Source organism: Mucilaginibacter aureus (genome assembly GCF_053514885.1).
Genome location: NZ_CP170601.1, coordinates 4,389,235 through 4,412,924 on the forward strand (window position 1 = coordinate 4,389,235; position 23,690 = coordinate 4,412,924).

26 protein-coding genes and 1 riboswitch are annotated in these 23,690 nt (G+C 43.4%); of the genes, 16 read left to right on the plus strand and 10 right to left on the minus strand.

Annotation, left to right across the window (positions count from 1 at the left end; translation table 11 throughout):
- Positions 1-66 precede the first annotated feature (66 nt).
- The gene (locus ACFGVR_RS18805; RefSeq protein WP_448698958.1) at positions 67-1,317 is read left to right on the plus strand and encodes a YdcF family protein; all 1,251 of its coding nucleotides are present in this window, start codon (positions 67-69) and stop codon (positions 1,315-1,317) included.
- 14 nt (positions 1,318-1,331) lie between these two features.
- On the opposite strand, the gene ACFGVR_RS18810 is transcribed toward ACFGVR_RS18805, so the two are convergent.
- Complete coding sequence (locus tag ACFGVR_RS18810) at positions 1,332-2,474, minus strand: tetratricopeptide repeat protein (protein ID WP_448698959.1); 1,143 nt, start codon at positions 2,472-2,474, stop codon at positions 1,332-1,334.
- A 128-nt stretch (positions 2,475-2,602) separates the two neighbouring features.
- Between ACFGVR_RS18810 and ACFGVR_RS18815 the strand changes: the two genes are divergently transcribed.
- The 9 genes from ACFGVR_RS18815 to ACFGVR_RS18855 all read left to right on the plus strand — a co-directional run bounded on the left by ACFGVR_RS18815 (position 2,603) and on the right by ACFGVR_RS18855 (position 9,947).
- On the plus strand, positions 2,603-3,103 hold the full coding sequence (locus ACFGVR_RS18815) for a hypothetical protein (RefSeq protein ID WP_448698960.1): 501 nt from the start codon (positions 2,603-2,605) through the stop codon (positions 3,101-3,103).
- 130 nt (positions 3,104-3,233) lie between these two features.
- Positions 3,234-3,521, plus strand: coding sequence for a hypothetical protein (locus tag ACFGVR_RS18820; protein WP_448698961.1), 288 nt, complete (start codon positions 3,234-3,236; stop codon positions 3,519-3,521).
- Between the two features lie 115 nt (positions 3,522-3,636).
- Complete coding sequence (gene proB, locus ACFGVR_RS18825; protein WP_448698962.1) at positions 3,637-4,671, plus strand: glutamate 5-kinase; 1,035 nt, start codon at positions 3,637-3,639, stop codon at positions 4,669-4,671.
- Positions 4,671-5,918 (plus strand): glutamate-5-semialdehyde dehydrogenase, encoded by a 1,248-nt coding sequence (locus ACFGVR_RS18830; protein ID WP_448698963.1) that lies wholly within the window; start codon positions 4,671-4,673, stop codon positions 5,916-5,918. The genes proB and ACFGVR_RS18830 overlap by 1 nt, the downstream gene beginning before the upstream one ends.
- Positions 5,919-6,301: 383 nt before the next feature.
- A complete protein-coding gene (locus ACFGVR_RS18835) occupies positions 6,302-6,688 on the plus strand; it encodes an HYC_CC_PP family protein (protein WP_448698964.1) in 387 nt (128 codons plus the stop codon).
- A 99-nt stretch (positions 6,689-6,787) separates the two neighbouring features.
- On the plus strand, positions 6,788-7,309 hold the full coding sequence (locus tag ACFGVR_RS18840) for a heavy-metal-associated domain-containing protein (RefSeq protein ID WP_448698965.1): 522 nt from the start codon (positions 6,788-6,790) through the stop codon (positions 7,307-7,309).
- A gap of 1 nt (position 7,310) precedes the next feature.
- A complete protein-coding gene (locus tag ACFGVR_RS18845) occupies positions 7,311-8,114 on the plus strand; it encodes a hypothetical protein (protein ID WP_448698966.1) in 804 nt (267 codons plus the stop codon).
- Positions 8,115-8,122: 8 nt separating this feature from the next.
- The gene (locus tag ACFGVR_RS18850) at positions 8,123-9,523 is read left to right on the plus strand and encodes a hypothetical protein (protein WP_448698967.1); all 1,401 of its coding nucleotides are present in this window, start codon (positions 8,123-8,125) and stop codon (positions 9,521-9,523) included.
- A gap of 166 nt (positions 9,524-9,689) precedes the next feature.
- Positions 9,690-9,947 carry a YtxH domain-containing protein gene (locus tag ACFGVR_RS18855; protein ID WP_448698969.1) on the plus strand — a complete coding sequence of 86 codons (258 nt, stop codon included), beginning with the start codon at positions 9,690-9,692 and terminating at the stop codon, positions 9,945-9,947.
- 62 nt (positions 9,948-10,009) lie between these two features.
- On the opposite strand, the gene ACFGVR_RS18860 is transcribed toward ACFGVR_RS18855, so the two are convergent.
- Together ACFGVR_RS18860 and ACFGVR_RS18865 are read right to left on the minus strand one after the other, a co-directional pair.
- Positions 10,010-10,861 carry an SRPBCC family protein gene (locus ACFGVR_RS18860; RefSeq protein ID WP_448698970.1) on the minus strand — a complete coding sequence of 284 codons (852 nt, stop codon included), beginning with the start codon at positions 10,859-10,861 and terminating at the stop codon, positions 10,010-10,012.
- 64 nt (positions 10,862-10,925) lie between these two features.
- A complete protein-coding gene (locus tag ACFGVR_RS18865) occupies positions 10,926-12,173 on the minus strand; it encodes a serine hydrolase (protein WP_448698971.1) in 1,248 nt (415 codons plus the stop codon).
- A gap of 48 nt (positions 12,174-12,221) precedes the next feature.
- Positions 12,222-12,428, plus strand: a riboswitch (cobalamin riboswitch).
- 108 nt (positions 12,429-12,536) lie between these two features.
- Here ACFGVR_RS18865 and ACFGVR_RS18870 point away from each other — a divergent pair.
- The 5 genes from ACFGVR_RS18870 (at position 12,537) to ACFGVR_RS18890 (ending at position 17,072) form a co-directional block, all read left to right on the plus strand.
- Positions 12,537-14,501 (plus strand): TonB-dependent receptor plug domain-containing protein, encoded by a 1,965-nt coding sequence (locus ACFGVR_RS18870; RefSeq protein ID WP_448698973.1) that lies wholly within the window; start codon positions 12,537-12,539, stop codon positions 14,499-14,501.
- Between the two features lie 68 nt (positions 14,502-14,569).
- Positions 14,570-15,139, plus strand: a complete 570-nt coding sequence (locus ACFGVR_RS18875) for a DUF6580 family putative transport protein (RefSeq protein WP_448698975.1) — start codon at positions 14,570-14,572, stop codon at positions 15,137-15,139.
- A gap of 71 nt (positions 15,140-15,210) precedes the next feature.
- The gene (locus tag ACFGVR_RS18880; RefSeq protein WP_448698976.1) at positions 15,211-15,897 is read left to right on the plus strand and encodes an SIR2 family NAD-dependent protein deacylase; all 687 of its coding nucleotides are present in this window, start codon (positions 15,211-15,213) and stop codon (positions 15,895-15,897) included.
- Between the two features lie 93 nt (positions 15,898-15,990).
- A complete protein-coding gene (locus ACFGVR_RS18885) occupies positions 15,991-16,449 on the plus strand; it encodes a TlpA disulfide reductase family protein (RefSeq protein ID WP_448698978.1) in 459 nt (152 codons plus the stop codon).
- 8 nt (positions 16,450-16,457) lie between these two features.
- Positions 16,458-17,072 carry a thioredoxin family protein gene (locus ACFGVR_RS18890; RefSeq protein ID WP_448698979.1) on the plus strand — a complete coding sequence of 205 codons (615 nt, stop codon included), beginning with the start codon at positions 16,458-16,460 and terminating at the stop codon, positions 17,070-17,072.
- A gap of 70 nt (positions 17,073-17,142) precedes the next feature.
- Here the strand turns inward: ACFGVR_RS18890 and ACFGVR_RS18895 are convergent, their stop codons facing one another.
- The 3 genes from ACFGVR_RS18895 to ACFGVR_RS18905 all read right to left on the minus strand — a co-directional run bounded on the left by ACFGVR_RS18895 (position 17,143) and on the right by ACFGVR_RS18905 (position 18,649).
- A complete protein-coding gene (locus tag ACFGVR_RS18895; RefSeq protein ID WP_448698980.1) occupies positions 17,143-17,463 on the minus strand; it encodes a hypothetical protein in 321 nt (106 codons plus the stop codon).
- A 126-nt stretch (positions 17,464-17,589) separates the two neighbouring features.
- On the minus strand, positions 17,590-17,910 hold the full coding sequence (locus ACFGVR_RS18900) for a hypothetical protein (protein WP_448698982.1): 321 nt from the start codon (positions 17,908-17,910) through the stop codon (positions 17,590-17,592).
- Between the two features lie 67 nt (positions 17,911-17,977).
- Positions 17,978-18,649 (minus strand): TMEM175 family protein, encoded by a 672-nt coding sequence (locus ACFGVR_RS18905; protein WP_448698984.1) that lies wholly within the window; start codon positions 18,647-18,649, stop codon positions 17,978-17,980.
- A gap of 54 nt (positions 18,650-18,703) precedes the next feature.
- Here ACFGVR_RS18905 and ACFGVR_RS18910 point away from each other — a divergent pair, with 54 nt between their 5' ends.
- Positions 18,704-20,902 (plus strand): penicillin acylase family protein, encoded by a 2,199-nt coding sequence (locus tag ACFGVR_RS18910; RefSeq protein ID WP_448698985.1) that lies wholly within the window; start codon positions 18,704-18,706, stop codon positions 20,900-20,902.
- Positions 20,903-20,924: 22 nt separating this feature from the next.
- Here the strand turns inward: ACFGVR_RS18910 and ACFGVR_RS18915 are convergent, their stop codons facing one another.
- The 4 genes from ACFGVR_RS18915 to ACFGVR_RS18930 all read right to left on the minus strand — a co-directional run bounded on the left by ACFGVR_RS18915 (position 20,925) and on the right by ACFGVR_RS18930 (position 23,665).
- Entirely contained in the window at positions 20,925-21,281 is a 357-nt protein-coding gene (locus ACFGVR_RS18915) for a YrdB family protein (protein WP_448698987.1), read from the minus strand.
- A 481-nt stretch (positions 21,282-21,762) separates the two neighbouring features.
- The gene (locus ACFGVR_RS18920; RefSeq protein WP_448698989.1) at positions 21,763-22,302 is read right to left on the minus strand and encodes a lysozyme inhibitor LprI family protein; all 540 of its coding nucleotides are present in this window, start codon (positions 22,300-22,302) and stop codon (positions 21,763-21,765) included.
- A gap of 13 nt (positions 22,303-22,315) precedes the next feature.
- Positions 22,316-23,146: a glycoside hydrolase family 16 protein gene (locus ACFGVR_RS18925; protein WP_448698991.1), complete on the minus strand. Its 831-nt coding sequence runs from the start codon at positions 23,144-23,146 to the stop codon at positions 22,316-22,318.
- 18 nt (positions 23,147-23,164) lie between these two features.
- Positions 23,165-23,665: a DUF2199 domain-containing protein gene (locus ACFGVR_RS18930; protein WP_448698992.1), complete on the minus strand. Its 501-nt coding sequence runs from the start codon at positions 23,663-23,665 to the stop codon at positions 23,165-23,167.
- Positions 23,666-23,690: the final 25 nt, after the last annotated feature.

The following is a 23,690-nucleotide window of genomic DNA, read 5'->3' on the forward strand; positions in this document are numbered from 1 at the left end:
AGGAAATTTAAGCTTTTCTTTTTGCCGATCCGTGCTATTTAGCTACCTTGATCGGCGAAAGCTGATATGAAAAAGATTTATTTAATACTGTGTTTTTTAGCTGGCGGGCTGCAATTATTTGCCCAGGACAATAAACCGCTTCAGCAATATAAACTGATCGGGAAGGGGAGCGTACAAGCCAAAAACTATTATTTGCTTACGCTGATACAAAACAATGCCGGGGTGAGGCATTTGCTGGAGAATGATCCTGTCTTAGCCAAACTGCTGATCGCTAAGCAGCACGGCATGAGGGGCACTGTTATCGATTGCCCCAATTACATATGTTATATACATGATATGATATTCCACGATAACGAGATCGCTATCGTTAACGAGAGGCTGGCCGCCCTGTATTCGCCCGATAACGCTTTGGGTAAGTTAGTACGCAACGAACTGGTGCCATCCGGCACCTATGCGCTTTATAAGCACCTGACGCTACGCGAGATACTCATCAAAGCCTGGGAAACAGAAGCCCAGGGTATTAACCAGGCGATCAGTGTTTATGCCACCGGTAAAAAGCCCAACTATCCCGCTATCGACTCGATCAGCTTTAATGTAAAAACCGATGCATATTTTAAACAGATGCATGATTGGTCGGCAAGCATAGCAGATGCAACCAAAAATGACAAACTGTTTTTTATGCCCTCGCTTACCGCGGCACTGACGTTTTTAAATATTAATGAGCGCGCTGAGGCCGCCACCGACGAACCCCTGGCCGAAACGGTGAACCGGGCGGCTGTTGAAAAGGTTAAAACTGTCGACTGGAACAAATATAAGTACTCGGTAATATTGGTGCCTGGCGCGGGCCCTGGCCTAAGCGGGATGGCTTTGAGCGCCGGCGGGAAGATGCGTTGCAAGCTTGGAGCCAGGCAGTATTTTGAGGGTTTGGCGCCGTTTATTATGCCATCAGGCGGAAGGGTGCATCCCTTTAAAACCAAATATTGCGAGGCCGACGAGATGAAGAAATACCTGGTTGACAGCCTGCATGTGCCTGCAAGCGCCATTATTGTTGAGCCGCAGGCCAGGCATACCACTACCAATTTGCGTAACGGCATCAGGCTGATGTTTCATTATGGCTTCCCGTTAACTAAAGCGGCTATTACCTGTACCGATAAATCGCAAAGCGTATACATCGAAAAAGCTATGGCCGAGCGTTGCATGAAAGAACTTGGCTATATGCCTTATAAGTTAGGCACACGTTTATCAGATACCGAACAGGAATTTTACCCGCTGATCGAATCATTACAGATCAACCCGTTAGAGCCGTTAGATCCGTAAGCGATTGATTGATTTTACTTATTTTTAAGTTGCGTTATGCGGCTTTGGGTATAGGTGATATATTCCTGCTGTTTTTCGGGTGGTTTGCTGTCGAGGTACTTTTTATAGTATTTTAGTGCGTTTTTCTTATCCATCAGTTTGGTATCATACAAATTGGCCAGGCTGTAACAGATCAATCCGTCTTCTTTAAAAAACAGGCTTTTTTGGTAATTGGCAATGGTGTTTTTTACCTGGTGCATCTCATCATAAGTATCAGCCAACTCAGCATAATAACGGTTGGTATTGGGTGAGATACTTTGCTTTAAGGTCAGTTCGAAAAACGGAACCGCCCTGGGGTAATCTTTAAGGGCCTTGTAGCTTTCGGCTGTAAAATAATAGCTGCTTTCGCTTTGGAAGATCTCGGGCAACACCGCAAAAGTTTCAATACAGCATTGATAATTTTTCAGAAAAAAGTACGATTCGGCTACTTTGCTAATCACCGGGTAGGAATTATCGCCAACAGCCATGATATTGGTACCCGCGCGGATAACCTCATTATATCTCTTCAACTCAAATGTTAAAGCAAGCATGGGCTTTAGCAGGATAAGATCGGTTGAATCGGCAACCAAAGCCCTTGTTAAAATTTTCTGCGCCTGTTTAAACTGTTTTAAATTGATCAGTTGCGAGCCAAGCGAGGCGGCAACCACATCGTCTTCGGGGTTTAGGTTGTTGGCAATCTGCAGGTATTTAAGCGATTCGGCCGGATCAGAACTTAGCCTGCCCAATTGTTTGTACACCATAAAGTTGGTACTGTCGATGGTGACGATCTTTTTTAAATAGACAATGGCTTTGGGATTATTGCCACGGTTTAAATTAACGTTGGCCAGATTAAACAATATCGGCACACTGGTTGAATCGGTTTGGTAAATACGCAGGTAGTAAGCTTCGGCATCGGGTAATTTACCGGCCATTTGGTAAGTGTACGCTAAGCGGGAGAGTACTTTATTATCGGTTACCGGCTCAGGGTAAACGCTCTTTAAATAAGCTGCAGCCTCTATATAACGCTGGTTTTGGTACATATCCAACAGTAAAGCATCGTTTGTTTTGCTTTGCGCGGATGCTTTTAAATAAACAGATAACAGTAACAAAATGAGGAGACAATGAATGACCTTTTTCATAAAACAAATATAAACTATATTTTTAGTTTGAAAATAGTAAATCCAAAATTGCTGCAACCTATTTTAAATATTGGCCCGGTGTTTGTTTGGTATGCTGAGTAATTAACAGATAACTAAATAACTATACCATGAAAAAGATTAGTTTAATATTGGCCACAGCTTTTATGGCCTTTACATTTAACACGGCGTTTGCACAAAAAAGTGATACTAACCATGTTGAAATAAAAAAGAAAGTTAAAGAAGGTGCGCATGGCCATACTAAAACCAAAATAAAAGTTAAGGGGGCTGGTACAGCCGGTGCAGTGGGGGCCGCAGCTAACGGAAGCGCACCTGTGCTCACTCCGGAACCGCAGCATACAACTGTTGTAGTAACTCCGCCAACACCGCCCGAAAAGGAGATCGTAACAGTACCTGCTCCGGCTGCACCGGTGCCTGCTCCGCAGCCTAAAACTACAGTAGTAACCACCACCACAACACCAAATACAGTGCATGCGGTGAAAACAACCAAGGTAAGCTCAACAACTACTACGGTTCATAAAAAACCAGTACCGGCTAAACATGTCACCCATACGGTTACCAAAACACCGGCAACCACAACCACCACAACTACCACAATTAAAAATCAGTAAGATTAATATATCAATTAAAAACCCGCAGGAGCCACCTTCTGCGGGTTTTTTGTTTTATATGAAACAAAATGAGCTTTAAATGATTATTTAAGTATAGTTAAGTAAAATTTAACCTTTAAAAACAATAATCATGGATAAGATAAAGAAGTTTGAACTGATGGAAAAAATTGTTCATGAACTGGGCGACCTGCGTAACAGTCAGCAGGCCATTATACAAAAGTTAGCAAAAATTGAGGTTGACAATATCGATCTTGGCGATAAAAAGCTGGAGCAGGACCTGCCTGATATGCACCAACGTGTGGCAGACAACCTGGATACCATTGCCGGAATACTCGAATATTTTGAAGGTAAAACATCAGAGTACGAATCGTCGAACAACATCCAGCAACTCAAGGAGCAGGAAGCTTTAAAACTATAACGATAACTACATTGTAAAAAAAGCCCCGAATTTTTAAAATCGGCGGCTTTTTGTTTTAAAATAATCTACAACTTTTGTAGTCTTTTTATAGCTTTGGGCAATTTTACAGAATACATTGACAAAGCCTATACTCGTTATCAAATTCGGCACAGCCTCCATTACCCATAGAAACGGCGAACTGGATGAAGTTGTAATGGTGGATATTGCCCGCCAGGTTGCCGCCATACATGCCGACCATCATATTGTGCTGGTATCATCGGGAGCAGTGGCTGCCGGTAAAAAGCTCATTAAAAATTATTCGGGTACCATTAGCGAACGTAAAGCAGCGGCGGCGGTTGGTAACCCCATCCTGTTAAATAAATACGCGCAGTTTTTTGCACCTTACGGGATAGCAATAGCCCAAAGCCTTTGCGAGCGCCAGCATTTTAGCAACCGCAACCAGTTTTTGCAGTTAAAAAAAACCTATGAGGACCTTTGGGCCAATGGCATCATCCCGATAGCGAACGAGAACGATGTGGTGAGCAACCTGGAGCTTAAGTTTTCGGATAATGATGAACTGGCTACGCTGATCGCGGTTGGTTTTGGCGCATCGGTGCTGCTGTTCAGTACGTCGGTACCTGGTGTATTAGATGCTGATGGAGAGGTTGTTAAAGAGATTAAGTTAATTGACAAAACCGCGCTTGCACTGGCCAATAAAGAGAAGTCGGCCCTGGGTTTAGGCGGCATGGTATCCAAATTGACTTTTGCCCGTTTGGCAACACGCATGGGTATTAAGGTGGTGATATTCGGTATCCGGACAAATGACGGTATTTTGAACGCCATAGAAGAAAAAACCGGCACGCTTTGCCATCCGCAGAAATGCTCTATCCCCGCAAGGAAAAAATGGCTGGCCAGCGGCAGTTTGGTAACCGGTAGCCTGCAGATAGACAGCGGCGCGTGTAAAGCCTTACAAAATGGCCATAGCCTGCTGGCGGTGGGCGTTAAGGCTATAATCACTAAATTTGAAGCAGGAGAGGTGTTTGAAATTTTAGACGAAAACCAGATGAGCATTGCCGTTGGCCTTGCCAAGGCATCATCGGACGAGATCATGATCGATTTTAAAACACAAAAACTAACTATCGCCAACGCTGACGATATTGTATTATTATAATGGAAAGTATCCAATCTTTATTATCTGAGGCGCACCAGGCCACACGGTCGATCAATACAGCTACTGATGATCAGAAGCAGGGAGTATTGCATCGGCTTGCTCAGGAGATCATGGCCCACACGGCCCTGATCATTACCGAAAACAAGAAAGACCTTGACCGGATGCCGGATACCGACCCGAAAAAAGACAGGTTGTTATTAAACGAAGCGCGGATCAAGGACCTGGCTGACAGCCTGAATGATATTGCTGCCTTACCCGACCCCACAGGTAAACTGATGCTGGAAAGTACCACCAAAAATGGTTTACAGATCCAAAAAAAGACCGTTCCGTTAGGTGTGGTTGGCGTGATCTATGAGTCGCGACCCAATGTAACCATTGATGTGGCCGCACTGTGTATCCGCAGCGGTAATGTATGCGTACTGCGGGGCGGCAGCGACGCACTGTATACCAACGTGGTGCTGGTGAGTATTATACACAGCGTTTTACGCGATGCAGGCTTAAACCCGGCCATTGTACAGCTATTGCCAACCGACCGTAAATACATCAACGAAATGCTTACGGCGGTAAAATATATCGATATTATTATTCCGCGCGGCTCACAGCAGCTGATCGATTTTGTACGAGAACATTCGAAGGTGCCGACCATTGAAACAGGGGCAGGAGTTTGCCATACGTATGTGGAACAAACTGCTGATCTGGCTAAAGCCGCTGCCATTGTAGTGAATGCCAAAGTATCGCGCCCGTCGGTGTGTAACGCGTTGGATACCATAGTAGTTGACCGTACTGTGGTAAAGCAGTTATTAACACTTGCAGCACCAGGTTTACTGGCTTATAATGTAGAGATATTTGCCGACGCGGAAAGTTACGCCGTTTTAAAAGAGCTGAATTACCCTTACCTGCAGCAGGCAACAGCCGAAGATTTTGGCCGCGAGTTTTTAGATTTTAAATGTTCGGTTAAAGTGGTTGGGGGATATGATGAGGCGGTGGAACACATCACACAATACTCATCAAAACACTCAGAGGCTATTGTTACTCAAGATCAATTATTGGGAGAACGTTTTGTAAATGAGATAGATGCAGCAGCAGTTTACATTAATGCTTCAACACGGTTTACTGATGGCGGCGTGTTTGGGCTTGGCGCAGAAATAGGTATCAGCACACAAAAACTTCATGCCCGCGGGCCATTTGCACTGGAAAAACTGGTGACTGAGAAGTGGTATGTAAGGGGTGAAGGGCAGATACGGTAATTAGATTTGAGCATTGAGATATGAGGATTTGAGACACACTTAATATGGTGCTTTTTATGATGTCAATCTATTAGCTAAACCGGTAAAAATTTCGTATCTTTAAGGCTAACCGTAAGGGTTATTGTTCTTTGGAAAAAGAGGTAGTATTTTTATTATACCACCCCAGTACCCACTCTATACCCACCAACACCCACCTCCCTGGAAATGTAAAAGCAGGGTTTAAACACAATTGAAGCACATTTGGTACGGCGAGTGCTTAAAATACCCACTTTTACCCACCCTGTTATTTAAGTTGTTGGTTATTAGTTGGTTGATTGTTGCTCTATTGAAAGATTATTTTAAACTATTGGCATAGTTATTTAAATAATTACTACTTTTGCAGAATGAAACGCACCGTAGTTATATTGCTTACTGCTGTTTACCTGTTCTCATCGCTTGGTGTGGCAGCAAAAAGCATGTACTGTTTAGGTGTGCTTACCTCAACTACCACTAATTACAGCGACCATAGCAAAGAAAAATGCAAAATGGGCGTTGAAATGCGCAAGTGCTGCAAAACTAAAAAGCAGTATTTAAAGGTAAAAGATCAGCATTACGGATCGGCTACTATGGCGTTCTTAGCCAAGTTGTTCCCTATATTCAGCCGTTTTACCACACCTGATACCGAGGTTGATGAACCGTGCCTGTACCGCATGCATGCCTACAATAGCAATGCTCCGCCGGGCACATCGGTAGTTTCTGTTTATATATTGCACTGCGTTTACCGTATCTGATTCGTTTCTTCATTTTTGCAGGCTTCCGCCTGATCGGTTAAACTTATTCGTCGAGTTTAACACCGTTTTTTTCTATTATTTTTTTAATTCTATCTCAAAATGAAGAAGTTTATTTTATTGATCGCTTTTTGTGCAATTGCCGGAGCATCACAAGCCGAGTTTACTAAAGCTGAATTACAGGTTAGCGGTTTAACCTGCTCAATGTGCTCATTGTCCACACAAAAATCTTTAGCCACTCTGGATTTTATCGCTGACATTAAACCCGACCTGAACAAAAATATATTTTATGTAACCTTTAAACCTGGTAAAACCGTTAACCTTGATGCTTTAAAGCAAAAGGTAATGGCTGCAGGTTTCTCGGTTAATAAGTTGGTCGCCATTTTTAATTTTAAAAACGTTGCCATTAGTAACGATTTCAGTTACCCTTTTCAAGGCGCTAATTATCGTTTTTTAAATACAGGGAGTAAGCAACTGGATGGTGAAACCAGGCTGCTGATCATCGATAAGGACTTTGTGCCCAGCGGCACATTTAAAAAGTATAGTTCGCAGCTTAAAGATGCTACTTACGCCACAGGCGTTGATGATAAAAAAACGCGTGTTTACCATGTAACGCTATCGTAATATGAAGCGCATATTGGGACTGATCCTGCTGCTTTGTTTAAGCGGCGGCATCAAAGCGCAGGAACTGTATGTAAATACGGAGCCGGCAAGCAATATGGCTGCGAAAGCGATCGGGTTGAGGATGAATGCCGATTTTGTACCTTTAAACAGCCGGACGGGTTTTCGATTAGGGCCGGAAGCTATGTTTGGCGTATCGCGATCGGTGATGGTACATGTTAATTTGTACGGATCGAACTATTACCAATCAGACTTTAAGTTTGAAGGCGCGAGTATTTATGCCAAATACCGTTTCCTGGCGCTGGATCAGCCGCAATCGCATTTCAGGATGGCGGGGTATGGACGGGTGTCGTTGATCGATAACCCTATAACATTTAACGAGATCAATTTGCAGGGCGATAACTCTGGCGCGATGGGGGGCTTGGTTATGACTCAGTTACTGCATAAACTGGCTCTATCTGTTACATCGGATATAAGTCGCGATTGGAATAACGTTTCGAACTCGTTACCGCCAGACGCAGCACGTAACCAGTTGGGATATACCTTTTCGGCAGGGTATCTATTGCTTCCTAAAAACTATACGGACTATAAGCAGACTAACTTGAATATCTATGCAGAGTTTATCGGTAAATCGAGTTTGGATGGCAAGGGGAAGTACCTGGATATAGCGCCGTCTGTCCAATTGATCTTCAACAGCCGTACCCGGATCGATTTCGGGTATCACAAACAATTAACAGGTGACCTTTCGCGTATTGCAACTACGAGTTATCTGATACGTTTGGAGCATAATTTGTTTAATGCTTTTTAATTACTACAATGAAAAAAAATCTCATCATCATTATATTTTTACTATCTGCTGCAGGCGGAAAATCCCAGATGAATATGCATGGTATGCATATGGATACCGTTAAAAAGAAATCTGTGAAAAGCACAGATACGGTTAAAAAAGCTATGGACATGGGAAACATGGATATGAGCGGCATGTATATGGGCGATATGAGTCATGCTTTTTCGCTTAACCTGCCCATGAACCGCAATGGATCAGGCACATCATGGCTGCCCGATCAATCGCCCATGTACGCCTATATGCTTACTGCGGGCAAATGGAACCTGATGTTTCATGGCGCTGTATTTTTAAGATATACCACGCAAAACCTTAATAGCGACGGTAAACGGGGGCAGGCCGCTAAGTTTGACGCACCGAACTGGGCAATGGCCATGGCGCAGCACAAGGTGGGAGAGAACGGCTTATTCAGCGCTAACCTGATGATGTCGGCAGATGCGCTGACCGAGGGCGGTTATGGTTACCCGCTGGTATTTCAATCCGGCGAGAGCTGGAAAAACGTACCGTTGGTTGACAGACAACACCCGCACGACTTGTTTGCCGAACTGGCTGTAGGTTATACACAGGCATTGAACAAAGATGCCGACCTGACCGGTTACTTTGGCTATCCCGGCGAACCGGCGTTGGGGCCGGTAACCTTTATGCACCGGCCATCGGCTATGAACGATCCTGACGCCACGCTTGCGCATCACTGGCAGGATGCTACCCATATTACCTTCGGCGTTGCCACATTAGGTTTCAGATATAAAATTGCCAGGATAGAGGCGTCGGTGTTTAACGGGCATGAGCCCGACGAAAATCGGTATAATTTTGATAAACCCGTATTTAACAGCTACTCGTATCGCTTATCCGTTAATCCGAACGATCATTGGGCAATGCAATTTTCGCAAGGGTATATCAAAGGTCCGGAAGCTTTAAACCCGCTGGAAAACATCTTACGCACCACAGCATCCATCAGTAAGCAATATAACTTTAACGATGACAAGTTTATCAGCAGTGCTTTGATCTGGGGATATAACCATGTAGAAGAGCCCGGGGGTGGTACGGCTAATGAGCATTCGATTACCGCCGAAAGTAATGTACAGCTTGATAAAACGGCGATTTACGGCCGTTACGAGTTTGTGCAAAAAACGGCCGATGAACTGAACCTGTCACCAGCAAGTGTAAATGCTGCGGTATTTAACGTAAACGCGATAACCCTGGGCGTTAACCATCGCCTGTTCAAAACCTGGAATACCAATGTTACGCTGGGCATACAGAGCACCTTAAATATCATCCCGCAAGGTTTAAATACGCTTTACGGTAATTCGCCTTTAAGTGGCGAGGTTTACTTAAAGATCAGCCCATCGTTAATGAAGATGATGAAAATGTAGAGTAACCTATTAAAAATGACAGGGTTGCTATTTTGTATAATAATTAAGACATTTTTTTACAATTTTTAACAACTAATTTCTTCGGCAAACGTTAAAAAATGAGCAAATTTGTGAAGCTTTATCACAAAGCGGTACTAACCCAATTATTGAGATACATTTTATTTATATGAACAATACTTCAAAATCGGCTGCATTATTATTGGTAGGATTGGCTGCAGGAGTAACATTAGGCGTTTTATTTGCACCAAAAAAAGGAAAAGAAAACAGGGAAAAATTAGCAAAATCGTTAGTTGGCCTGCGCGATGCAGCTGCCGACCAAATGGACAATCTGTTAACTATAGCTGATAACATGATCATTACCATGCGTACCCGCAATGATATGTATGCTCATCAGCACGATGATATTGAAAACGCCATTATTTAAGTACACGGGCGTTTATATAAAAAATAAAGCCCCGGTTATTGCCGGGGCTCCTTAAATCATCGTTATATACCTGTTTGATCAGGCTGATCTCCATTATCAGGATTATAAGCGCTTACAGGCGGCTCATCTTCTGTAGCCATAATGGTCACTATGGTTACATCATCGGTCATCACCGCATTCATACATTCGTCATCTATAGTTACGCGGTCGTCGGTACTGTATATTTCCATATAATCCTTAAAGCTTAATACATCTTGCCTAACCAGTCTTTCAAATACAGGGTTCAGTAGTTTGGCGAGACCTGTGCCCAGACCACCCGCAGGAGGCAAATAGCTGATCACCACTTTTACAATGGTGCCCTGTTGGCCCGGAGCATCTTCAAATTCAACCTTGCCTGTGTTGTTGATGGTCGCGTCGGGCAGCGATTGCCAACTGATGTGGCTGCCGGGTATATCTTCCACAATTTCGGCATCCCAGCTAATGTTACCTATGTTACCAGGTATTTTGGCCTCCCAATGCGAATATTTGTCACTAATAACCTGAATATTATCCAAATGACTCATAAACAAAGGCAGGTTTTCCAGTCGGCGCCAAAAATCGTAAACATCCTGCCGATTCCTGTTAACGGTAAAGGTGTATTTGATATTGACGTTTACCGGCTCGGTGGTGGTTTTGCCTAAACGGGTATAAACTTCGCAATGCCCGGTAACGCCGCGTTGTACCAGGTAGCCGCCCGCAAATATGCGCAGGGCACTCCGCAACGGATGCCTAAACATGCGCGACAGACCGCCAAATGCCATGCGTGTACCTAAAGCTACCGAAGCTACACGCTCGGGCCATTCAAGGTTAACGATTGGAGCGGTAGTGCCATCCCCGGTGTTATATTGATTTTGATGCAGTGTTGTATCTGGCATAACATTTATGTTTTATATAAATGTTTAACCAATGATCAGTCAATCTGTTTTCGTTAAATGAAAATTATTTATAATCAAATTTAAACCGGCTCAGATCAGGAAGGTGTTTCTTTTTACGCTGCAGTTCGTGCCGGTAGATCACCTGGCCCAGGTTTTTCATAAACGGCAGGCATACCGTAGCGTATTCGTACTTGTTGTCGTTCAGGATGCCATCTTCGTTGGATTGGACAACGGCGGTGAGCATAAACTCAACCTTATTCTTAAAATCGACAATGTAGGCATTATCGATATCGTAACCGTAAGAATCGCCGATTTTGTTGAAGATACGGATATCAGGATTGATCACCGCTGAGGTATCCGATCCGTAGAAAAGGAATTTGCAAAATGCGGGGTAATATTCCGGCCGCGGATAAGTTGGTTTGATACTTTCGGTAGGGAACATGCTCATGTACTTGTACATAAAGCTGTAATCATCATCCGTAAGGTTATAACGCTGATCTTTAGGAAATGCCGATGGGAACAGCAACCGGCGCAACACCATTTGCTGATCGGCAATGGGGTAAACGTTCTTATCCTCAAAACTGTACTGGCCCATCACCAGCTTATCATGGCTATCCATATAGCCCTTTCCCTGCAGCATGTTATCAAGGTGCATCGGGTATTCGTTGGCATCGTAAGCAGCCGGTTTGGTGTACACAATTTTGCCCTCCTGCTCAAAACGGATCGGGTTGGTATGTTTGGTCGATTCGCCTGCATCGCCAATGGCTAACCTGCCAATGATGCGGGTGTTATTTAAATTGTACTTTTTGAGTTTGGCGTTGATCTCGGCGCGATCTACAAATTCGTACACCCGGTTGTATGCATTGTTATCGCTAACCAGCAGTATCTTTTTGATATAATTTTCAAGGCTTGGTAAACCATTTACCGATGAATCGTCTTTGGTAACAGCGGTTTGGCCCTTAAAAGCCGTATCGGTTTGCATATTGGTTTTGCGGGTAAGCCCGGCAACTTTGAGCTCGTTTATTTTTTCAAGTCCGAAGATGGCCGTAGGCAATTTTACCGTGCTGGCAGGGTAGAAGTAGCGGTTCGCGTTAAGCCGATAGCTGTATTGCGTAAAGTGCGGCTGGTTATTGGCATCACGGTCAATCTGGGTGTATAATATCTGCACCTCGTTCTGGGTGGGATGATTGAGTATGCCCGCAAATAGCTCCGGATGGCTTTCTAATAGCTTTTTCAGGAATACGGTATCGGTTTTTTGCGCTGCGGCGGATAGTGTCATCAATAAGGCAAATAGCGTACAATAAAATTTCATAGGGGTAAATATAACCGATTTTGTATTGATGCTAACAAATCTTTCTGTTACATTTGCAACGCTTTCGGTTCTTTTCCCGGTTCACCGGGAAGGGATTAAAAGGGAATCCGGTGTAAATCCGGAGCTGTCCCGCAGCTGTAAGTCCGGGCCTTTACAAAGGCTTAGTTGAATAAGAGTGTCACTGTTTGCTTTACGCGATGGGAAGACTTCAACGTTAGGACGAGCCAGAATACCTGCCACGAGCATTTATTATTCATAGCTTTCGGGGATAGAAGCTTGGATGAGATCGTGCTCACTGCAGGAGCGCCTTTCCCATTCCTTATTCTTCGTTTCTGTATGCTGTGGGTTAAAACTCACAACAACATGAAAAAAAATTATGTAGTAGTTGCTGTAAGCCTGGGGCTTGCACAACTGGGCCTCCAGGTAAACACGGGCCATGCGCAAGGCGCAAAACTAAAGGACACCACAAAACTGAACGAGGTTGTAATTACCGCAACCCGTTCGCCAAAAAAACTATCGGACATTGGGCGTAACGTAACAGTTATTACGCAGGCACAGATCAATCAGTCGCAAGGCCGTACGGTACCCGACCTGCTTAATAACGTGGCCGGAATTACCTTTTCGGGAGCCAATAATAACCGGGGCATCAGTTCTGATGTATACCTGCGTGGAGCAAGTGCAGGCAATACCCTGATATTGGTTGATGGTTTCCCGGTAAATGACGCGTCGGGCATAGCCGGCAATTATGATTTGAATGCGTTTCCAATTGACCAGATCGAACGTATCGAAATACTGAAGGGCAGCAATTCAACGCTTTACGGCTCTGATGCAGTTGCGGGTGTGATCAATATCATTACCAAAAAGCCTGCTGATCAAAAATTAGCGCCTACAATTCAGGCAGGTGTTGGCAGTTACAAAACCTATACCAGTTCACTGGGTCTTAACGGAACGATCAACAAAACGGGGATCGCTGTCAATATCTCAAATGTTGATTACGGCGGTTTTTCGGCAGCTACAGATCGTACCGGCAATTCAAATTTTAAAAATGATGGGTTTCGTCAGCGTTCTGTGAGCATTAATCTTACCCAGCCGGTTTCGCAAAAATTAACATTGAATGCTAACTTGCAAACCAGTTACAATACCGGCGATCTGCCGTACGATGCTTTTAAGGGCGATAACGATTATACCTACAACAAAACCTTTTTGTTGGGCGGTGTAGGAGCTAAGTTAGCCTTACCAAATGGTGCGTTGCGTTTTAATGTAAGTCAAAACAATGTTTGGAACGACTATCAAAATTTACCTACAGATAACGGTGGTGCCAGCTCTGTAGTACGCAATCTGGGTCGCATTACCAATGGCGAAGCTGTATTGAACCAGGGGTTAGGCAAATATTTCGATATCACAAGTGGTCTTGATGTTAAATACTCTAATACCAACCAATATAGTTTATACAGCTCTGCTTCGTTCCCTAATACGGTACCAAGCATTATTAATGCGAGTACCAATATTGAAAGCGTTTATACTTCATTGTTTTTTAAATCGGACATCTTTCACATGGAGCTGGGCGGCCGCTACAATCACCACAATAAATATGGAAGCAACTTTACCTACACTATTAACCCATCTGTAACACTTGCCAACAGGTTTAAAATATTTGCAAGCATTGGTTCCGCTTACGTTACCCCATCATTGTACCAGCTTTATTCGCAATACGGTACGCCTGACCTGAAACCGCAAACTACCGTATCGTACGAAGCAGGTTTTGATTTGGAGATCGTGAAAAACATGCTGTCATTTACTTCCGATTTTTTTAAACGCAAAACAACCGATGTTATTTACTTTTATAGCCAGTCGGTATCTCCGTATGCTTCATACTATCTAAACGGAAGCAAGCAAGATGACCAGGGATTTGAAAGCGAGTTAAACTTTAACTACCAAGGTTTTAAACTATCTGGCTATACCGCCTATGTTGTGGGGCACCAAACTGATGTAAACGGTAACGAAACGCTTAACCTGCTGCGCAGGCCAAAAAACACCTATGGCGCCAATGCAGCATACCAATTTGCTAAAGTGCTAACAGTTGGGGTGAACTACAAATACACCGGCGGCCGTTTTGACAGGGAGTTTTTAGACGTTGCACCGTACTCAAGAGTTGATGAATTGCCAAGCTACAATTTGTTTGATCTGCATTTGCAATACAGCCCGATAGCTAACTTTAGCATTTTTGTCGACCTTAAAAATTTATTTGATACAAAATATGTTGATTGGGTTGGCTACAATACCATGGGCTTTAACGTAATGAGCGGGTTGAAGTACACATTCAAGTAAGATTTGAACAATCTTTTATTTGTAGTTTAGTTTAAGTATTTTTGCAATCACAGAATATATAAACATTTATGTCTACACAGCAAAAAATAAACATTCGCAACAGCGTACTATTTCTGATGATGGTAGCTGCTGTTGCTACACGTGTACTTATCCCTAACAACCTGGTAACCTGGGCCAACTTTACACCGGTAGGTGCAGTGGCGCTGTTTGGCGGTGCGTATTTTTCGGATAAATGGAAAGCTTACCTGTCTACTTTGTTGATACTATTGATTAGCGATCTGCTTGTAAACTATACCAAATACAATAAGGTTGGCTTATTTGATGGAGCATGGATAGTTTATTTAACTTATGCTGTTACCGTATTTATCGGCACGCTTATTAAAAAAGTAAGTGCTATAAAAGTAATAGTGGCAGCTGTTGGTGCGGTAGTAATCCACTGGCTGCTTACCGATATGACCTTTGGCAGCACTTATTATCCTCCGGGATTAACAGGGTATTTTCAATCGTTAAACTCGGCTATCCCATTCGAGGCAAAGATGATAGTGGGTAACCTGCTTTTCTCGGCCTTGTTATTCGGTACTTTCGAAGCAGCCAAAACCAGATATACTGTTTTACAGGTGCAACCTCAGGTAGCCTGATCTATTTTTAATTTGATATGGAAAGCGTCCCGGCATATCGGGGCGCTTTTTTTGTGCTTATATTTATCACAATGAAACAAAAATTAGTGGTTTTAACCGGCGCCGGTATTAGTGCCGAAAGCGGATTGAAAACTTTTAGAGACAGCGACGGCCTTTGGGAAGGTTATGACATTCAGGAAGTAGCCACACCCGAAGGCTGGGAGCGCAACCCGGCACTGGTGCAGGACTTTTACAATATGCGCCGTAAATCGGTATTGGAGGCTAAACCCAATGCGGCACATGAGGCATTGGCTAAACTGGAACAAAAATATGAGATAACGATCATCACCCAGAATATTGATGATCTGCACGAAAGGGCAGGATCCACCAATGTGGTGCACCTCCATGGTATTATTACCAAATCACAATCGAGCAAAAACCCCAGGCTAACGTATCCCATTAAAGGCTGGGAATTGCGCATGGGCGAAACATGTCGCTTAGGTTCACAATTACGCCCGCATGTGGTTTGGTTTGGCGAAATGGTGCCGATGATTGAACCCGCGGCTAAAATTTGCGCGCAAGCCGAAATCTTTATTTTAGTGGGATCGTCGCTGGCGGTTTATCCTGCATCGGGCCTGATCAATTATGTGCCTGCGGATGTACCCAAATACATTATTGACCCTAAGATCCCTGTTGTTTACGGTGTGCCGGATATGATCAAAATAGAAGAAAAGGCAACCATAGGCGTACCCGAATTAGTTGATCAGTTATTGAGTTAATAGGTTATTGTTTTTTTAAGTTTGTTAACTTTATCACAAAAACAAGATATAGGCGTTAGTTTTATGATGCGATACAAATTTTTTATCTTTACTATGCTATTTGCGGTTGGCAGTTTCACGGTATCTGCGCAAAGCAAAACAGTTAAACCGATCACCTATCAGCAATTACAGCAACGTTTTAACAATAAGGATACCGTTTATATTGTAAACTTTTGGGCCACCTGGTGCGGCCCTTGTGTTGCCGAACTCCCTAATTTTGATAAACTGCAGCAAACCTATAAAGCCCGGCCTGTAAAGGTGCTGTTGGTGAGCATGGATTTTAAATCGAAATGGGCTGAGGTGAATTCATTTGCGAAAAGCAAAAAAATAGTAAGCGAAGTTTACCTGGCCGATAAGCCGAACGAACAGGTTTTTATTGACCAGATCGATAAAAGCTGGAGCGGTGCCTTGCCGGGAACGATGATCGTAAATGCACGGAAAAATATTCGTAAATTTTATGAAAAGGAATTTACTTACGATGAGTTAAATAAATTATATCAAACCAATAAATAATCAGAAACATGAAAAAGTTATTCGCTTTATTAACAGTGGCCGTAATAGGCCTTGCGGCTTTTAAAGCCGATAATGGTGGTTATAAAGTTGGCGACGTTGCTGCCGATTTTAAACTAAAAAATGTGGATGGTAAAACCATATCGCTGGCTAATTATAAAGCAGCCAAGGGTTTTATCGTAGTATTTACCTGCAATCATTGTCCTTATGCCAAAGCTTACGAAAGCCGTATTATGGATCTCGACAAAAAGTATGCGGCTAAGGGTTATCCTGTTATCGCCATCAGCCCCAACGACCCAATAGGTGAGCCTGCCGATTCATTCGATAATATGAAAAAACTGGCTGCAGCCAAAGGCTATACCTTTCCGTATACCATTGATGAAACCCAGGATGTAACCCGCGAGTACGGCGCCAGGGCTACCCCACATGTGTTTGTACTGCAAAAAACCGAAAAGGGCAATGTGGTGCAATATATAGGTGCTATTGACGATGATACCGAAAACAGCAACCCTAACCACACCCGTTATGTGGAAAATGCCGTAAACGCTTTATTAGCAGGTAAAAGCGTAGCCACCACCAGCACCAAAGCCATAGGCTGCTCTATTAAATGGAAAAAAGGAGCCTGATTTGCAGATGATTTGATGTGCAGATATGCAAATATGAGATCCCGGTTGATGATGATTCAGCCGGGATCTTTTATTTGATAATGGCAATTAATACAATAACCGCAATTACCGCCAGGCCCGAAAATACAAACAAAGGTGTTTTTGCTCTTAGCACCACATTATCATAGGCTAATTTGAGGGCATGGGGCATTTCTTTTAACTTAAGCACCTGTTTGCAATGCAAACATTGCGAAACCCCGGTTTTACCGATCCCAAACATCGGGATCCAGTATACATGTGCATATCGTTGAAACACGCTCATGTGCATGGTATTAGCCGAACTGCAATGCGGGCACTGCTCAGCAATCTGTTCGGTAATAATGTGTGTGGCTTTTGATCCGTAAATAATCATGGTGAAGGTTAAGTTTAGGTAGCTAAATATACCTTCAAAAATTTGTAATAACAATAACCGGTTTAGCATAAAACAACAAAGCCCGTATGAACATCATACGGGCTTTGTTTATCAGTTTATATTAGTTTACTTAGCTTCAGCTATTGTATTTACCTCTATCGAATCATCGGTAACGGTACCTTCTACAGTTACTTTCTTCCCGGCAAATTTGATCACTTTCTTCTGGTTTGATATGGTATAAACCTTATCACCAACAACCAAAACAGCAGCCGATCCGCCTTTGATACATTTTGCGGCACAAGCGGCATGGTCGGCGGTATTCGCTTTACCTTTGGCCGCGCACATCGCATCGCCAATGTATCCGGTTAACGAAGTATCTTTTACCTTAAATGCAAATGTGGTGCCTATGGCTGCCACCATCATCACTAACAACAATAGCTTTTTCATAACTGAATGGTTTTAATGGTTTGGTAATCAAATATAAATAAAAAGATCTGTAAAAACCAAGGCCGCTTTAAGCAGTGATCTCGGCAGGTTTGTTATGCTTAGGATAATATCGTTTTGCACTTGCACGGATAATGAGCATCTGGAACAACACGATATAAACTACCCATTGCACTAAATTCAGCATATTCACAATCACCACCAATATTACCGATATAGGGGTAAGTATAAAGGTTAACCGGTGGGCCTTCCATTTTAACGCATCTTCAACTGTTGACGGATAGAAACATAGTTTTTGTTTATGCTTAACAATATATTGCAGTATCAGCGTTTGGACGAAAGCTCCTGCCAGTATAATGCCGATATATACATCAAGAGCCCATAAATTATGCGGCGCTATGGTACCTGCAATAATGGTAACAGCAAACGGAAAAAGTGATATCACAAACAAAAAAAGCAGGTTACGTACAACCAGCGGTGCATCATAATCTTTCAGCACTTTAAAAATTTTGAGGTGCCGCAGCCAAAATGCGCTCACCAAAAGGAAGCTTAAAGCATAAGCACCCAATCGTGGTGTCAGGTCTACAAACGCCTGCCTTACCTGTTGGGATGTGGCATGGCGCAAACCTTCGGGTAGTTTTATTTCCAGCACCATAATTGTAATGATGATGGCAAATACCGCGTCGCTAAACAGGATAACACGTTCCAGTTCAAACTCGTGCTTTAATTCTTTATCTTCCATTTGGGATCAATAGCTTATTTGTACTAAATTACATTTTTTAATAAAAAGTTAACCATGTTATCAAAATCGTTTTTCTGTATATTGATGGTATTACCTTTTTTGGGCTGGACACAAAAACTAACCAAAGCCGATGTGCAAAGATGCCAGGCCGAAGCCAAACGGGTAACTATTATCCGCGATAATTGGGGCGTACCGCATATTTATGCCAAAACCGATGCCGATGTTGTTTTTGGCCTGCTTTACAGCGAATGCGAGGATAACTTTAAAGGGGTGGAACGCAACTACCTCAATGTACTGGGCCGCACTGCCGAGATTGATGGCGAGAGAGCCGTTTATACCGATCTGCTGATGCGCCTGGCCGAGGACAGTACCGATGCCATCAGGGATTACAAAGTTTGTGCTCCCGCTTTTAAAAAACTGCTTAACGCTTTCGCGGATGGAGTTAACTACTATCTGTATAAACATCCTGAAGTACGACCTGCCGTATTAACCAGTTTTAAGCCCTGGTATGCCTTAATGTTTACCGATGGCAGTGTAGGTGCCACCATAACCGGCGGCGCTACCGTTGATGATGTGAGGCGGTTTTACAGCAAGGGCGAACCACAAATGGGTTTTAACTATAAAGTTAACGACGAGCTGATGGAAACCGGTTCGAACGGGTTTGCCATATCGCCATCAAAAACAGCCGGCGGTAATGCCATGCTGTATATTAACCCCCATGTTCCTTTCTATTTCCGCTCGGAAGTAGAACTGGTGAGCCAGGAAGGTTTGCATGCCTACGGTGCAGTTACCTGGGGGCAATTCTTCGTTTACCAGGGTTTTAACCGGCATTGCGGCTGGATGCATACCACCAGCAATGCCGACGTTGCCGACCTGTACGCCGAAAACATCACCAAAAATGATCAGGGTTTGTTTTACGAATATAACAAGCAGTTAAAACCGGTAAGCAGTAAAAATGTAACAGTTAGCTACGCGGATGCAAATGGTAAGGTCAGTTCATCAATATTTACAACCTATGCCACTCACCACGGCCCGGTAATGGGCAGCCGCGATGGCAAATGGCTAAGCCTTAAAGCCAACAACCGTTCGTTAAATGCACTGCTCGAATCGTGGCAGATCACCAAAGCCAATAATTTTGAAGAATATAAGAGGGCAATGAGCCTGCTGTCAAACGCCACCAATAACACTGTTTATGCAGATGATAAGGGCAACACCGCCTTGTGGTATGGTAACTTTATGCCCAAACGCGCTCCGCAGTATGATTGGACATTACCCGTTGATGGCAGTATCAGCCAAACAGAATGGCAGGGTGTGCACCCGCTTAACCAAATCGTACATGTATACAATCCAAAATCAGGTTTTATCCAAAATTGTAATGCCACACCTTATGCCTCGGCCGGAGCAAGCAGTCCCAATAAGGCAAAATACCCTGCCTATATGGCTCCCGACGGGCAGAATTATCGCGGAGTTAACGCGATTAAATTACTGGCAAATGCGCAAGGCCTTACGCTTGATGGTTTGATTTCAAAAGGTTATAACCACTACCTGGCAGCTTTTGACGATTTGCTGCCCGCATTATTTAAAGCTTATAATGCTACATTGGTTAGCGATAATTCCGAAGTTGTAATGATGACCGGGCAGCTGGCCGGCCCTATAGCTTTGTTAAAACATTGGGATAGAACGTCATCTGATACCTCAACGGCAACAACTTTAGCTATACAATGGGCAACTTTAATGATGGACAGAATACCCAGGCCCAAAACAGTTGAAGAAGGAACCTATGCAACGCTACGCATCCAAAGCATTGCGCAAAGTCCGCCACGGATGCAGCTTGAGTTACTGGCATCGGCAGTTAACGTGTTGCAAAAGACTTACGGCACCTGGCAAGTGCCTTTAGGCAATATTAACCGGTACCAGCGCCTAGCCGATGGTAAAACATTTGATGATAGCCAGCCAAGTTTGCCCGTAGGGCAGGTGTCATCAGCATTCGGACAACTGCCGTCGTTTGTGAGCAGGCAAATGGGCACACAAAAGCGGTATGGCTATTCGGGTAACAGCTTTATTGCAGCGGTCGAGTTCGGTAAACGCATCAAAGCTAAAAGCATTATCACCGGCGGGCAGTCTTTTGATCCGGCGTCAAAACACTTTACCGACCAGGCACAAATGTATATCGACGGCAAATTTAAAGACGTATTGTTTTATAAGGAAGACGTGCTAAAACATGCTGAACGAACATATCATCCCGGGGAGTAGAAAACAGGATCAGCAAGCAGGATTAAGCTCCGATAGCTGTATCTCTTTCCAATACCAGCGCCAGGCTTTCGGTTAGCACAGCCACAATCATTAATGTAATGGCGTAACCGGTAGCTCCGCTTTGGTACAGCAGGCAACCCGACGCACAAAACATTACAATTGAAAAAGCGACACGGTAGGGTAACCGCAGTTGCTGCTCTGACTTTGGTGCGGCAAATATCCCCCATAATACGGCAGCCAATACCGGCGTGCCAATTCCAAAAAGGTATTGTAATAATAGTGTTTTAAAACTATGGAAGCCCCAGTACCCCAATGCCAGTAACATACTAACCTCCAGCAGGAAAATAACGAATTTGTTAATGGCTTTGAGCGTTTGCATAGTTGTGTATACTTTTAAGATTAATCTCCACAGGGTGGGTATTTGTCGGTGTTTTTTATAAAAAATCGAGCAATATCCTTATTTAAACACTTCAAGATGCTTTTTTTACTTTTTACACCCACAAAACAGGGTGGGTACAGGTGGGTATACCCACCTTGTATTGCATAGATCAATTAACGTTTTACTCAATCCTTCAAAAAATCAATCCTTCAATCATTGAAAAACAGCAGGGGGGAAATTGTAAGAAATTTTAAAGAACTTTCGCTGTATAAACCGCCCGAAAAACTGTTCGTACAACCCTAAATATAGCAAAAAATTGCGACATATAACAGTATTATTTACCCAATCCTGTTCCTGATTTTATACTCTTCAATAGCCTCGGCCATGGTTTTGCCTAGGTTGCAGTGCAGCCAGGCATGCATATCCCGGGCAACGGAAGTTACTGAAAGTCAGGGTGATTTTTAAATACAAAGCAATGGGCTTAATTCATACCCGACGCGCGTAAATAGTAATCAAAGAGGGCTATAGTACGGTTTTTGATAAGATTAAGATAAAGGCCAGCGTCATTTAAAAATAAAATTGTGCCACCGCCACCGTAAGCAGGTTTTTCAATAGTTGCATTAAGTTTTTCTTCGCTATCTCTGAATGCTATCCAGGCCCGTTGGGTTTCAATCAATACTTTCTTGTCATCTGCCTTTAAAACCATCATTAAACGTTTATAATACCTGTTCAATAATCCGTCGTAGCTTTTTGCCAATTGGTATTCAACATCGGCCATTTCAGAGTCATTCGAAACTAATTTGAGGTGTTCGGCACAAAACAGTTCAATACGAAAAGTATCAAGGCTGAAAGTAATAGTGGCTGAGTCGGCCTTGTATTTTTTTAATTTCAGAAGCTGTGCAGGGATTTTTGCGTCGATTTTTTGCCTGATCGCTTTTGTCTGGGCAGGCGATAGGTCTACCTGTGCATAGCAGTTGAGTGTAAACAAGGGTGTGAGGAAAAGTAATAATAAAAATTTCATTGTATCGGCTTTTTTAATTCCGTGTCACCACTACCCAATCAACCAGGTAATCCGCTTTGCCGGCTTTAATTTTATCCACGGTGCTTTGCGGCAAGCCCGGGTATGGCGACTGTACTTTATTTACGCCCTGCGGATAACCGCCGCCCAAAGCATAATTCAGGATGATAAATTTAGGGTTATCATAAGCCCAGCGGCCGTATTTTTCAACCATCTCTTTGGTTACGGTATAGGTTACCGTGCCATCTACACTAAATACAAGGCTGTCTTTTGTCCAATTAACAGAGTAGATATGCCATTGGGTAACGTCAGTGCCTTTCGGGAAGAAAGAGCGGTGTGCGAGAGGTGTATTGCCAAAGTAACCCGGGCCGTGCAGAGCGTGGCTAACCCACGATGAATCGCCAACGTTCTCCATCATATCTATCTCGCCGCAATCCGGCCATTTACCCTGGCCCAGGGCCCAGAACGCCGGCCATAAGCCAGCACCTGCCGCCATTTTAATGCGGGCAGAAGCCGTGCCGTAAGTAAACTCAAACTTTTGCCTGGTATTGATCCTGCCCGAAATAAAGTCGTATTTTTTCCCGTCTTTTATCGTAAACCCTGGCTGATATAACGGTCTGATATCCAACAACCCGTTAGCCAGGATCAGCGTAGCCGCCGAATCTACATAAGCCTCCTGCTCGTTGTTTACGGTATGCCCGTTAACGCCGGTAACTTCCACGTTCCATTTGGCGCGGTTTAGGGTTGGGGCGTTAAAGCTTTCGTAAAATAAGGTGTCTGCTTTGCGTTGGGCCGATGCGGTCAGCGATAAGCAAATGAGTAAAGCAGTCGAATAAAATAATTTCATAGCATCTAAATTACAAATTTATTCGCCTATCATATTACTGATGCGTTTTTCAGCTTCTGCTAAAGTTATTCCTGAATAGTAATCTTTAACAAATGGATGGTCAAAGTCTTCAAATGGAACCAAATAAGGGCGAGCGTTGCCTTTCCGGGTAAACACGGTACATTTTACACTTCTTTTGTCTTCATATCCAGGAATTAAATTACTTAGATATCCAAAATAGGATACTTCGTGATTTTCGTTGTGATAATTGTCAGCATAATCGTTGTAGCTTTTTTCACTTAACGATACCCAAACCCCATAATCTAAACCCTGACAATTGTCGTTTACTGTTTGTGTAAAAGTTACTCTGATAAACCTGTCCGTTTGGTCTTCATAAGTTATCATACAAAAATCGTCAGTCTTCACTGCAATTGTTGTTTTTTCGTCCTCAGTTAAACCACGGTAGGCATCCGGGCTGATAAGCGTCAACGCCGGCCATTCATCATGCTCTTTACCACATTCCGGGCAGATATATTTCATGCTTTTACATTTTCCATCTTACCTC